We start from the raw sequence: 13,744 nt of genomic DNA on the forward strand, positions 1-13,744 counted from the left end.
TGCTGAGGATACTCTACCCTGAAAAGGAGTTCCTCAGCATGAAACGTACACAACCTTCTTTTTTACAAGTCATGATGTTAATCATGCTATCCGTTGGCCTTATTAGCCATGTCTTAATTATTCCTGCCCTTCTGAGTGCGGCGAAAAGAGATTCGTGGATTTCCGTGCTTTTATCGACTGGACCGTTGCTCCTGTTTGCATGTATGCTTGCCTTCGTTTCCCGTTTCCTACAGCATCAAAATCTGCATGATTGGCTGTCTTCCCATCTCGGCAGACCCGTAGGCTTGCTGCTGCGGGCGGGAAACAGTCTCTTTTTTCTATGCACAATCTACTTCACCCTTCGCGACACCACCACCTGGGCCAAAACGAACTATTTGACGGAAACGCCTGTTATTGCAACAACCATTGCACTTATGGCCTTATGTGCATATGCCGCCTTTAAAGGCATGCGTTCTCTTGCCTTCACCGCGGGGTTGATTCTGCCCCTCGTTGTACTGCTCGGCTTCTATGTTGCTATCGTTAATTCCCAGTACAAAGATTACAGCCGGATGTTACCTGTGCTGGAGCATGGATGGTCGCCAGTATTTCATGGTATGGTATACAGTCTCGCAGGCATGTTTGAATTGCTTTTCCTCTGGTACATTCAACCTCACCTCGCCAAACGAATAAAGCTATGGCAGTATCTAATGCTTGCCTTTATCATGGTTGGTTTAACGACAGGCCCCCTTATTGGAGCTATCGTAGAATTCGACCCTTACGAAGCGGCCAAAATGAGATATCCTGCTTTTGAAGAATGGCGCATCGCCTCCTTGGGAAAATATATTGCGCAGACCGACTTCTTTTCCATCTATCAGTGGCTTGCAGGTTCTTTCACCCGGATCAGCCTGGCCATGTATATTGTGGTAGAGATTTGGAATATTAAAAGTGTCTCCAGAAGAAAGATCACCTGTGTTTCATTAGCTGTATTCTTTATACTATCCATGCTGTATCCTCTGGACGATATGACTTTCGTGAAGATTCTGGTTGATTACATCTTCCCTTTTAATCTCGTATATCTGAGCGGATTTGCGGTTCTGGCAACCCTGATTGCCTTCATCCAATCACGCCATCAGAGGAGGAAACACCACCATGGAGAAACACCTGATTGATACCACTTCCTATCAAACCCTGCTCTCCTCCCTGAGAAAAAACTTCGAATCCTGCGCGGATGTGGTCATCCAGACGTTTTCTGCCAAAGAGGAGACCGCTCGATCTGTCATTCTGCTCTATTGCGACGGATTGGTGGATAGTAAACAGATCAATCAATTCATCATCCCACGGCTGGAACAACATACACTGATCATGGAAGAGACTGTGCCCAATGAGCTAGGTTTAACCCTGAAGCCCATAGAGGATATCTCTGATCTGCAAAACATAAACATGCTCCTGTTCAGTGGACAACTCTTGCTTGTTTTTGAAAATGGTGTACAAGCCTGTAGCCTCGATATCGCCAATATTCCAGGACGTACTCCTGAAGAATCCGCCATCGAGACGTCCGTAAAAGGACCACGTGATGGGTTCACCGAAGAGCTGCCCACAAACATCGCCTTGGTTCGCAAACGTTTGAAAACGTCATCCATGTGTTATGAGAAAATAGTAAAAGGGGACCGGACACAGACAACCATTGGCCTGTTGTATGTCAAAGATATTATTAACCCCGAAATTTTGGATACTGCTCGCAGCAATCTGAATCAGATTAACGTGGATGGCATCATGGGCACCTCTATCATGGAACGTGCAGTTATGGGAGGCGTGCGAAGCATCTTTCCGCTCACGGATAACTCCGAACGGCCCGATTATGTCGCGGACTCCTTAATCAACGGGCGTTTTGCCGTAATCACAGATGGGTCACCTGTAGCCGTCATTGCACCCACAACACTGTTTAATCAATTGAAGTCACCGGAGGACGAGAGCACTCCCTTTTTCATCGTGACCTTTGAACGCATATTACGGATTGCCGGGCTGCTCATTGCCTGTTTTTTTCCGGCCTTCTACATCGGTCTGACCAGCTTTAATCTGGAACAGATTCCGCTGCCGCTGCTCGCAACGATTGCAGGAACACGGATGGGTTTGCCCATGCCGGTTACCCTTGAAGCATTTCTAATGATATTTATGTTTGAATTGTTTAATGAAGCTGGTCGTAGGCTGCCACGTGCATTGGGACAGACCGTAAGTGTGGTCGGCGGCTTAATTATCGGGGATGCGGCCATTCGTGCCGGAATTACATCTCCCACCATTATTGTCACTGTAGCGATCTCCGTGATCTCCAGCTACATTCTGGTGAACACCGTTCTGGGGGGAGCCACATCCCAAGTCCGTATCGGTATGTTAATCGCTTCCTCTGTCTTGGGGTTATTCGGATTTATGGTTGCCCTGTTTGCCCTGTTAGTTCATCTCGTATCTCTGGAGTGCTACGGTGTATCTTACCTCTCCCCTGTATCACCCTACATTCCGGGAGACTTCACACAAGCTGTATCGATGCCACCTTCCATGACACGCACCCAGCGCCCAGCCGTATTACGCACACAGGACTCTACCCGTCATAAGGAAAAACCTTGATGAGAAGGGCTTGCGTAATTAGCATACTTGCGGTTTGGGTCATGCTGCTGACAGGATGCTGGGATTCCAAGGAAGTGCAGAGCATTAACTTTATTACAGCCATCGGCATCGATTACTCGGATAATCAATATACGACGTACGCCCAGTTAATCGATTTTTCGAGCATAGCGAAACAAGAAGGCCCAACGTCCAGAGAGGGCAGTCAAATCTGGATCGGGCGAGGTACTGGCACCACTTTGAGTATGGCAATCAACGATCTATATGAGACTTCACAGCAACAGACCTTGTGGACTCATGTGAAGGCAATTGTGTTATCCAAAAGTGCATTGGAAGCACGACTTGAGGATATTTTTGATACGTTACTTCACTCCGGGCAGCTGAGATACACGCCATGGATTTATGCAACGGACCAGGACATGTCCACCTTGCTCTCTCCCTCCGCGATCCTGAACCAGTCGGCTCAAACGATTGAATTGTTTGAACCGATGAAACTGTACAGGCAACATTCCGGGTATGAGCCTATTCGCCTGCATCAATTGCTGGATTCTCTGAGAGAACCTTCATCGGTAGTGCTTCTACCTTCCGTTTCCACTAAAAATCAGACGTGGCATAAAGGTGAAGAGACCCCGCCACTGATTCGAATGGATGGATTTTACGTTGTGAGCAATGGCAAAAGCCAGGGAAAAGTGTCTGGAGCCGAAGCAGACGGCACACGTTATGTGAACTACGACCATGTGTATCAATATCCGCTGTACGTCTATGGGAAACATACCAGTACTCCTGACCTTACATTGAATCTTCACAAACCCAAAACGCGTATAGAAGCGAAAAAAAATACCAACGGTATCACCTTTGATCTGTTCACGTCGGTGAAAGGTACGATTGCCGAGGACCATGCTCCTCCTCGTTCTCCCCGTGTTATGGAGCATGAGGCGAGCAAGCAGATTGAGTCTCAACTCCGTAATACGTTTGCCAAAACCAAAACACGCAAAATAGATTCATTTGGTCTTGTGGAACACCTGTACCGCCACCATCTGGATTGGTGGAAAGAAGAGGTAGCAAAGCGGGCCGACCCACTCTCACGTTTCCAGCTTGGCAAAGTTGACGTTCAAGTGCATATTCTGAATGCCAGTACGTATAAATACGGGGAGTAACGTAAACGAAAAAAAGACCTGTACTCTGCATCTGATCTGATGCCGGGTTACAGGTCTTTGGGTTCCATTGACTTTGGACTACTGGGACATCGATTTTTACGTAGATCTACACTTCTGTGATTGGGTATGCCATGACGCTCATTAATGCCAGTTCCAGTTGTGTTGAATCCAGACGACTATACTGAATGATGACGGGTACATTACTTGATACTGTAATCGCATAGGGTACGCCCGAAGGGATGGCTTCTTCTCCAGAACGTAATGATGCGGTGCGGATGTGCTTTGTTCTTCGAGCCGGGACATTGGCCTGAATATGCTCAAGGGGTTCTCGATCTTCAAAATAAATTGTGATTTCCAGTGCTGCATCTGCACTGCCTGTATTTAATACACAGATACTCTCGTGACTCTCCAACACGCCTGAGCTATCCGGGGGGATGTAACCATCCGGAATAACCCAGTAGGTATGACCATGACGTGTGGATCTGGGGATACTTGTGTGGTCTGGCATGGGACACTCTCCTTAGGCTCATTGCGAAGGTGATGTGAGTTAAAACTCGTGTTGGCTCTCGGGCGGATGCTCGGTGCGCGGATCGGCTTTCGGGCCACTCATTGGTCCGGTATTTCTTTGATCCCCCCTCCATGGGGAAATCCCGTACCAAACGCGGGCGCTTCGCTCCCTTTTTCCGATTCCGCCCCCCTCGCTGCCTCGCTCTCCCTCTACTGCTTTTAAAAGCATGACCTTCGCTTCGGCTGGGCCATTTTTTTGCGCTCGTTGCTTCGCTCAACTCGCGTATTATTTAAAAGCGTTGGTTGCTCGCGGGCGGACGCTCGGTGCGCGGATCGGCTTTCGGGCCGCTCATTGGTCCGGGATTTCTTTGATTCCCCCTCCATGGGGGAAATCCCGTACCAAACGCGGGCGCTTCGCTCCCTTTTTCCGATTCCGCCCCCCTCGCTGCCTCGCTCTCCCTCTACTGCTTTAAAAGGCATGGCCTTCGCTTCGGCTGGGCCATTTTTTGCGCTCGTTGCTTCGCTCAACTCGCGTTTCACTTAAAACAATTGGTTGCTCGCGAGCGGACGCTCGGTGCGCGGATCGGCTTTCGGGCCACTCATTGGTCCGGGATTTCTTTGATTCCCCCTCCATGGGGAAATCCCGTACCAAACGCGGGCGCTTCGCTCCCTTTTTCCGATTCCGCCCCCCTCGCTGCCTCGCTCTCCCTCTACTGCTTTTAAAAGCATGACCTTCGCTTCGCTTGGGCCATTTTTTTGCGCTCGTTGCTTCGCTCAACTCACGTTTTATTTAAAAGCGTTTGTGTGGCTCGCGGTTCAACGCAAATACATCTGTAACGGCTGCAAACGCAGCTCACGAATGGCCTCGGCCACCTGCTCTGCCAGGCGGCGTGCACCTCGCTCCTGAAAATGTGTGTTATCTTCCATCCCTGTTGGGAAGTTGATATACTCGCCAGGCAGCACCCACATAAAATCATCCTTGGTGCCTTCCTCACCCGCCTCCTCAAACATCAGGCGGCTGCGCTCAGCCAGATCGATGAGCGGCACCTTTTCCTCTGCCGCAAGTTCACGCACGGCGGTAATATAATCGCCGTGTGTATCTGTCAATGTGCCATCTTCCGCGAAATATCGGCGATGTACCGGTGTAATCAGCACCGGGCGAGCTTTGGCCTCGCGTGCGGTATCGATATACTTTTTCAAATGCTGCTTATAAGTGGTGAAAGGCTCCGTTCCCCGTTCTGGGTCAGGCTTCTCATCGTTATGTCCAAATTGAATAAACAGAAAGTCATCGGGCTTTATTCGCTGCCTAATTGCATCCAGGCGACCTTCATGAATAAAGCTACGGGAACTCCGGCCCGATTGCGCATGGTTATCCATCGCCACATCATGTTTGAACTGTGCAGGCAGCAGCTGCCCCCAGCCACAATACGGGTATCCGCTCTCCGGCTGATCCGTTACCGTTGAATCCCCGGCGAGAAATACAGTCATCGTTTGATTGGCCAGTGTAACCTCCAATGCATTGATACGAGGAGCTGGCCCCGAGAAGCTAAGGCGAAGCCGGCCTCCACGCACAACAACAGCAAATTTCATCTCTGCACATTGTCCAGCGACCGTACGAATTGCTGGTAACATCAGGCGACCTTCTCCCGCTTTGACATGAGTTATCGTATCGGCAAGCGGATCTCCCGCCATCATAATCACCTGATACGTCCCGTCCGGTATATCGAGCACAAACGACGCCTTGAGCGGGATGCAGAAGCTCGAACGCAAGCGGACAGACATCGTTGTCTGCCCCTGCGGTGCACGAAACCCTTTTGCCAAATGCGACTGGGCTTCCTGCTCCTCAACCCGCTGTTTCTCATAGACCAACGAACCTGGCTCGAATCCGTATCCTCTGTGCTCATCATATATCGTTGCGGAGGAAACAGCCTTATAACCTTCTGCTTTGTCCGGACTTGCATGATTTCCGCCTTTGCCCGTTTCCTTCTCTACTTTACCCGTTCCTGAAGTCGAATTGGATTTTGTATCTGAAGATGGACCAAAGTTAAACTTCCAGGAGGTCACGCTCTGTGTATCCTTTTGCATAACTGCAGAGTCCACTGCATGATTTCCCCCGCTTAATCCTTCCTTACCCTGTACTTCCTGCAATTTGTGTCCTCCTTGCGATGTATGGACTGTTTGTTGCAGAAGAGGCAACCTTAGCTATTTCATGCGAGCCCTCACTCCATGACTGCTTGCCTCCTTACCCCTTCAAACCACTCGTGCTCATGCCTTGCACAATCTGCTTCTGGAAGATGAAGAATATGGCCACAACCGGCACCAGACTAACAATAGACATCGCGAACATCGCACCCCAGTTGGAGGCAGATTCACTGTCCAGGAACATTTTGAGCGCCATTGATACGGTATACTTGTCAGGCGAGTTCAGATACAACACCGGTCCGAGCAGGTCCTCCCATCTCCAGTAAAAGGAGAAGATTGCCGCTGTCGCCAGCGAAGATTTGATCAGAGGCATGATGATCTGGATATAAAGCCTGAATTTGTTACAGCCATCAATCGTTGCGGCCTCGTCCAGCTCTTTCGGAATCGTGCGAATAAACTGCACCATCAGGAAGATGAAAAACGGCATCCCGAAGAAGGTAGGTACTACAATTGGCAGAATCGTGTTCAGCCAGCCCAGCTTGGTAAAGATGATATACTGCGGAACCAATACCACGTCATGCGGCAGCATCAGCGTGAGCATCATCAGCGAGAACCAGAAGGTACGTCCTTTGAAACTCAGTCTGGCAAAACCAAACGCGATCAGTGACGACGACAACACTGCCCCAATGGTAGAGATCACCACAATGATCAGTGAATTGGTGATGTAATCCATAAACGGCCGTCCTGCTGTTCCTTTCCAGCCATCTACATAGTTCGACCAGATCCATTCGGTCGGAAACAGGCTCTCTGCGGTTACAAAAATCGTTCGGCTTTCCTTGAAAGAACTGAATAACATCCACAGTACCGGGTAGAGCATCAGAAGGGCAAGTGCGGCAACGAACAGATGATAGATCGGCCATTTTACATTTCTCCACACCATCATTACTTCCCTCCTTCAGATTCGTAAAACACCCAAAACTTGGACGTCAGGAACACAGCCACTGTAAGTAATCCGATCATAAGCAACATCACCCATGCCATCGCGGAAGCATAACCCATGTTGTTAAACATAAATGCCTGACGGAACAGATACAGCGAGTATAACATCGTACCGTCCATCGGGCCGCCCTCCCCTTTGGAGATGATGTAAGCAGGAACAAAGGTCATAAATGCACCGATCGTCTGCATAATCAGATTGAACAGTACAATTGGACTGAGCAAGGGCAACGTAATGCTGAAAAATTTCCGAACCGGATTGGCGCCATCCACACCTGCAGCCTCATACATCTCGGAAGGAATGTTTTTGAGTCCTGCCAGGAAGATCAGCATCGATGAACCGAACTGCCATACGGACAGGGAGATCAGCATCACAAGAGCGGCATCCGGGTCACCGAACCAACTGATCGGCCCAATGCCGATGGCGGTCATCGCACTGTTAATGACACCTTCATTACTGAACAGGTTACGCCACATAATGGATACAGCAACGCTTCCTCCGATGATCGAGGGCAGATAGTACAACGTACGATACGTTCCCACCATACGAGAGCCCGTGTTCAGGATCATTGCGACAAAGAGGGCAAAAATCAGCCTTAACGGTACCCCGATGAATACGTATAAAAATGTAACCTTGACCGAGTTCCAGTATTTCGGATCATTCAAAAACATCTTGGTATAGTTGTCCATCCCGATCCATTTGGGAGAGGTGAACAGGTTATAACTCGTAAACGACATGTAGAGGGAAACAAACATCGGGATAAGCGTAAATCCGAGAAAACCAATAATAAATGGGCTGATAAAAGCATACCCCGTCAAGTTTCTGCGCAATGAAGAATACTGCCTCAAGTGGAACGTACCTCCTTCATGGATCAGCTTGCTACCGTACTTCAGGATGCAGATGGGACGGGGAAAGGCCCTCACCGTCAGCGAGCAGCCTCGTTCCCGACCATCCCTGCAAGTGGGACGAGCAAGCCATCATTCAATTATCATTTATTGTTTGCAAGCACGGACTCTGCATTTTTGCGGAAGGTCTGTGCCGCCTGTTCGGCAGTAATCTTGCCAAAGTTCAACTCTTCCACTACATCAGCGAGTGAGGAGATCACTTCTGGTGATCCAACCGGTGGTGGTGGACTCATTGGGGAAGCCTTCGGCTCCATCGATGCTACGAATTCAAATACCTGTTTCGTTGCGTCACTCAGTTCAGGAGCAATGGCCTCTTTCATTTTTCCGGAAATCGGCACACCGCGCTCCCCTTTGATCAGTTTGTTGGCCTCTTCGTCATTCACCCAGAAGTCAATGAACTTCGCTGCTTCTTCCTTCACCTTGGAGTTGGACGTTACACCCCAGTACATACTTGGCTGCATATAAAGTCCTTTCTCCATATCCGGTCCCGGCATTGGCGCAATCGCGAGTGGACGGTTAGCGACCTGTTGCAAAGCGACGAACTGATTCGACCATTGCCATACCCCGATGCCTTTTTCTTTGACCAAATCCGACTCTTCAATGATGCCTTTCGTTTGGTTAGCCACATCCGGTGAAGGTGCAGCCTTCTGCTCGATCATCCGGTGCATTAATCCGAAGAACTCTACGAACAGAGCATCGTCGTCATATCCAAGCCCGGTTCCTTCCGGGTTGTAAAGCGATTTGCCTTTGGTCCGCAGGAAATAGTGGAAAAAGATATCCGGAGCTACGCCGCCATCCAGATACAGTCCCTTCTCTGCTGCTTGTTTGCCAAGCGCTTCGTAGGATTCCCACGTCAGATTTTCCGGCATAGCATCCACGCCAGCTTTCTTGAGCAGTGCCGGGTCATATTGGAAGCCAAGTACGTTAACCCCGGCAGGTACACCATACTGTTTGCCGTTAATTACACCTGTGCTGATGACATTCTCGGCCACGTCATCCACCTTGATCTGATTGCCCAGATACGGTGCAAGATCTTCAAGCTGACCGTTCTGTGCATATTGGCTGATGTAGGAAATATCCATCTGAATAATATCAGGCAGCTGGTTCGCTGCGGCTTGCGGGGCAAGCTTTTTCCAGTAGTCATCAAAAGAAGCATATTCCACGTCAATTTTGACGTTTGGATTTTTCGTTTTATACAGGTCGATGACCTTCTGTGTATATTCATGTCGTGTATCCGAGCCCCACCATGCGATACGCAGATTTACTGAATCCCCCTTACTCCCGGACCCCTGTTCGCTGCCTCCACCTGAGCTACACGCTGCTGTAAAAACAAGCAACGCAGCCATCATCAGGAATAGTGCCTTTTTCACCATGCCAATCTCCCCTTTTTATGCTGATATGGTATTGTGAACGAGTTATCTCTATCTGTTAACGATATACTGATAACGCTTTCACAAACTTGATAATGTCATTTTCGCAAAAGTACGATCCAAGTTGAATACACAAAACCGTCTTGTTGGTTCAAAAAACAGAGGAGGACACCCCAGACGCTCCAAGCGCCAGTTGTCCTCCTCTTGAGATACGGCATTACCTCGCATTATATGGCTTTGCCATTGCCAATTCATTGTTAGATGCCGAATCTGCGGAATTCGGTAGGTGTCATGCCGGTCCATTTTTTGAACACCTGACTGAAATATTGCGAGTTACCTCCAAAACCAAATAATTCAGCCAGCTCAAATACCTTCACATCCCCGCCTCTACGGATATGTTCACATGCCCGTTCAATGCGCAGGCGATTGACGTAATTGGAGAAATTTTCGCCGGTGACTTTTTTGAAAATTTTGCCGAGATAGTCGGGATTCATATATAACATCTGGTGCGCCACTCCGCTCAGGGAAAGGTCAGCCTCACCATAGTGACGTTCCACGATGTCCATCATTTTCTCCACCGCTGATGATTGGCGACTAATATAATTTTTATAATAACCAGCGGTTAACCGGGCAGCACTGTTTGCCACAAACGTATTCAAATCAGGCAGAGTATCAATATGTGTCAGTTCCGCCATCCGCTGCGTGAAATCGGTCGCCTCTTCCGGCGGGCAGACTTGAATCATGGCAGAGTATAACTGCACCACATAAGCGCGTGTCACTTCAATATCCAGCTTCTGGTCTGCCAGCTGTTCGAATAGACGATGTACCTCAGCGGCAGCTTCCTCTGTATTGCCCGATTTAATTAACTGGCACAGCTGCTCGGCATCCTGTTCCACATTCACACCGTCACATTCCCCTGCCAGCAACACATCATTCTTGGTAATGAGTTTGCCCTCTCCAATGAAAAAGCGGTGATTCAAATACTGCATTACCTCGCGGAACAACCGCCGGGACTGGGTCATATGATCGGCTTCACTGAGCGCAGCCGTCAGCTCTAATTTGTAGAGACGGGTAAAAGTTTGGCGAACCGCTTCAATCTGCTCCTGTAGTACATTCACATCGGATTGTTCTGCCAGCACAATCAAGAGCTTGCCTTCAATCGTGGTGCTTAACAGTACACCCGGAAGCAGGTCAGCAGCTATATTTTTAATCGCAAATAAATGGCTGTAATCATGCTCATCCACAATACGAAGCAACAGCAACCGGACACTGTTCTGTTGAAGCTCCAGATTGAACAGATCCTGATAATACGCCAGATCGACGGGGCCATACGTGCGATTGGTCATGAACTCCAGCAAGAACTGCTCCTTCACATGGGGAAGTACTCGCTGCAAACGCTGCTTGATCTCTCCTGCAACATGCTCTTTCACCTGTGCATCCTGACGCTCCTGTAACAACTCAACCAGAGCATCATGAATCTGATTCTCGTTACAGGGTTTCAGCAGATAATGCTTCACGCCATATTGCATCGCCTTCCGAGCATACTCAAACTCCTTGTAGCCGGACAACATGATAAAACGTACCGCTGGATAAGCCTCGGAAGCTTTTTCGATCAGACCCAGTCCATCCAAACCCGGCATGGAAATGTCAGTAATGATAATATCCGGTCTGGCGCTTTCGATTTTCCCCAGAGCTTCCACTCCATTTCTGGCCGTGCCCACAAGCTCTGTCCCTGCAGCCGCCCAATCAACCACCTGGGAAATTCCCTCCAGTATGACACGTTCATCATCTACGAGCATCACTTTGTACATCGTCATCGTCCTCTCTGATCCAAGGTATGCTGATCGATACTACAGTTCCTGATCCAGGCTTGCTGCTTATGTTCATGATGCCTTCGTCGCCAAAGGTCAGTCTGAGACGTTCCTGAATATTGGTAAGCCCTATGCCTTGCCCTCTGGTCTGAATCTGTCCTTCCTGCAAACGTTCCATGAATTCGGAGGTCATACCCGGCCCGTTATCCTCTACTTCAATCCGAATGTGTTCCCCTTCTGCTCTGGCACGGATTCGAATCTGGCAAGGTTCGATGCTTGGTTCCAGCGCATAATGAATGGCATTTTCCACAAGCGGCTGCAACGTCAACTTGGGAATTCGTGCAGTTCCAACCTCAGGTGCGATATACATGTCAAAATCAAGTCTTTCCTCAAACCGGGTACGTTGAATCGTGACGTAGCTGCGCACAATATCCAGCTCCCGTTCCAGCGTAATCCATTTCTCAGACATATTGACTGAGCTACGCAGCAGAAATCCAAGAGCCTCGACCATTTCCGAGATTTGATGTTGTTTCTGCACTTTGGCCATCCAGTTAATGGATTCAAGCGTGTTATATAAAAAGTGCGGATTAATCTGTGCTTGAAGCGCTTTCAATTCGGTCTCGCGAATGACGAGTTGTTTTGCATAGTTCTCATCGATCAGCTCACGAATTCGCTGCAGCATCATCTTAAACGTTCGATGCAGCAGTCCGACTTCATTTTGCGGAGATACGGGAATATTGCCAAGGGCTGCTTCCTCCAGTTTATCCAGATCCCCTTTTTCAATATTACGCATCTTCTTGATTAATTGAGCAATCGGATGGGTGATGCTGCGAGAGTATTTGGCTCCGATCACAAGTGCCACCAGAAAGATCATAATAAAAATGACCATGACCAGCTGTTTAACAAATTGAATCTGCTTGAACATCTGATTAAATGGGGTCGTGTACAAATAGTTCCAGTCGGTATAGGATGAGTGCGTGCGGGCAACAAAATACTTTCCCTGCTCTAACGTGGCAATTCCGTAGGGTTGGGTCCGCTTCAGCTCATCTGCTATTTCGGACTTGCTAACGGTGGATTCGGTCGGATAGATAACTTCCGTTCCATCAACGATTAGCAACTGAGAGTCTTCCGCTGGTTCCTGCATCTGATCCTGGACGATACGATCCAGCCGCACCCGGATAATCAGGGTACCCAGCTTCTCCAGCGTAAATGCCCCGCCAGTAAATGACTTCACTTGTCTAACCGACAGCAGCCTCGCCTGTTGATCTCCACTTGCCAGCCATACGTTGGAACCCGCTTTTTGTTCACCGAGCGAAATCAGTTCTTTTTGCTTCGCCGACGAGATGCCTTCCCGATTGCCTGCCGCCATGACATTGTTATCATTGTCGATAAAGATCATAGAGTAGACGTATTTCTCGGAACCGGCGTAAGCGACAAGACGGTTTGTAATCTTTTTACGAAGACCATTCCGCTCATATCCCGTTTCCGCCTTCTCCAGTTGCAGCAGATACTGTTGCAGTGGCTCATCCGACATCACTTTGAAGGACAGATTGGATAACTCGCGCAGTTTGTTCTCTATGCCAACGGACGACATATTCAGTACTTGTGATGACTTCTCGTAAATCTGGCGGTCATAAATGTTCAACACGTACTGCATGACAGATACGTAAAAAGCAAAGCTGATCAACATCAAAAAGCCAATCAGCAACATTGTTTTGTGATGGATGGGGAGTGTGTTGAAAGCGTTTTTAATTTTACTCACTCAGGAGCGCTCCTTTGCTTGGCGAAGGGTTGCTGTTTTGGGGATGCTGGACTAACTAAAGGGATGAACAAAGGTCTTTATTGATTCGAACAATTCAGCTTACTTGTAAGTTATTTTCATATTTACACATCCATGGTCGGATGACAAGTCATATTTACGCAACATGTTGGGTCACCTGAGAAGGTATACAACTGTTATATTACTTTGAGTGCATGGGTTTCGAAGAAATATGATCAACACCGTGCAGCAATAATTCTAAAGATCACAGCAGACCTTATTTGGCCATTTTGACGAGGTTCCAAAACCTAACGATCACCAACGACGCTATTTGACCCCATTTCATGTGACAACAGGATAAATCGAAGGGATTTCCCTAAATAACGTCTCTACGAATCGTTAGAATTCCAATAAGCTCATTTCAAGCAAAATAAACCTTCTCCAGATCGTTAAATAACTCTGCCATCCATCACCCGCTAATCATTCCACCTCGCATTATTC

11 protein-coding genes are annotated in these 13,744 nt (G+C 48.5%); 3 read left to right on the forward strand and 8 right to left on the reverse strand.

Annotation, left to right across the window (positions count from 1 at the left end):
* Positions 1 to 38 precede the first annotated feature (38 nt).
* From ACR8BL_RS13235 to ACR8BL_RS13245, 3 genes are read left to right on the forward strand one after another with little or no spacing between them, the layout of a single operon-like run.
* Positions 39 to 1,148, forward strand: a complete 1,110-nt coding sequence (locus ACR8BL_RS13235; RefSeq protein ID WP_434748104.1) for a GerAB/ArcD/ProY family transporter — start codon at positions 39 to 41, stop codon at positions 1,146 to 1,148.
* Complete coding sequence (locus ACR8BL_RS13240) at positions 1,129 to 2,598, forward strand: spore germination protein (RefSeq protein WP_434748105.1); 1,470 nt, start codon at positions 1,129 to 1,131, stop codon at positions 2,596 to 2,598. Before ACR8BL_RS13235 ends, ACR8BL_RS13240 begins: the two co-directional genes overlap by 20 nt.
* Positions 2,598 to 3,752 (forward strand): Ger(x)C family spore germination protein, encoded by a 1,155-nt coding sequence (locus tag ACR8BL_RS13245; protein ID WP_434748106.1) that lies wholly within the window; start codon positions 2,598 to 2,600, stop codon positions 3,750 to 3,752. Before ACR8BL_RS13240 ends, ACR8BL_RS13245 begins: the two co-directional genes overlap by 1 nt.
* Positions 3,753 to 3,858: 106 nt before the next feature.
* On the opposite strand, the gene ACR8BL_RS13250 is transcribed toward ACR8BL_RS13245, so the two are convergent.
* From ACR8BL_RS13250 to ACR8BL_RS13285, 8 genes are all read right to left on the reverse strand, one after another.
* Positions 3,859 to 4,260: a sensory rhodopsin transducer gene (locus ACR8BL_RS13250; protein ID WP_434748107.1), complete on the reverse strand. Its 402-nt coding sequence runs from the start codon at positions 4,258 to 4,260 to the stop codon at positions 3,859 to 3,861.
* A 539-nt stretch (positions 4,261 to 4,799) separates the two neighbouring features.
* Positions 4,800 to 4,988: a hypothetical protein gene (locus tag ACR8BL_RS13255; protein WP_434756351.1), complete on the reverse strand. Its 189-nt coding sequence runs from the start codon at positions 4,986 to 4,988 to the stop codon at positions 4,800 to 4,802.
* Positions 4,989 to 5,075: 87 nt separating this feature from the next.
* On the reverse strand, positions 5,076 to 6,344 hold the full coding sequence (locus ACR8BL_RS13260) for a rhamnogalacturonan acetylesterase (RefSeq protein ID WP_434753113.1): 1,269 nt from the start codon (positions 6,342 to 6,344) through the stop codon (positions 5,076 to 5,078).
* A 157-nt stretch (positions 6,345 to 6,501) separates the two neighbouring features.
* Positions 6,502 to 7,341, reverse strand: a complete 840-nt coding sequence (locus tag ACR8BL_RS13265; RefSeq protein WP_434753114.1) for a carbohydrate ABC transporter permease — start codon at positions 7,339 to 7,341, stop codon at positions 6,502 to 6,504.
* 2 nt (positions 7,342 to 7,343) lie between these two features.
* Positions 7,344 to 8,246, reverse strand: a complete 903-nt coding sequence (locus tag ACR8BL_RS13270; RefSeq protein WP_434748108.1) for a carbohydrate ABC transporter permease — start codon at positions 8,244 to 8,246, stop codon at positions 7,344 to 7,346.
* 140 nt (positions 8,247 to 8,386) lie between these two features.
* Complete coding sequence (locus ACR8BL_RS13275; RefSeq protein ID WP_434748109.1) at positions 8,387 to 9,676, reverse strand: ABC transporter substrate-binding protein; 1,290 nt, start codon at positions 9,674 to 9,676, stop codon at positions 8,387 to 8,389.
* A 254-nt stretch (positions 9,677 to 9,930) separates the two neighbouring features.
* Positions 9,931 to 11,484, reverse strand: coding sequence for a response regulator transcription factor (locus tag ACR8BL_RS13280; protein WP_434748110.1), 1,554 nt, complete (start codon positions 11,482 to 11,484; stop codon positions 9,931 to 9,933).
* Entirely contained in the window at positions 11,459 to 13,246 is a 1,788-nt protein-coding gene (locus ACR8BL_RS13285; protein ID WP_434748111.1) for a cache domain-containing sensor histidine kinase, read from the reverse strand. The genes ACR8BL_RS13280 and ACR8BL_RS13285 overlap by 26 nt, the downstream gene beginning before the upstream one ends.
* Positions 13,247 to 13,744 lie beyond the last annotated feature (498 nt).

Source organism: Paenibacillus amylolyticus, from assembly GCF_051136285.1.
Lineage (GTDB): Bacteria > Bacillota > Bacilli > Paenibacillales > Paenibacillaceae > Paenibacillus > Paenibacillus amylolyticus_F.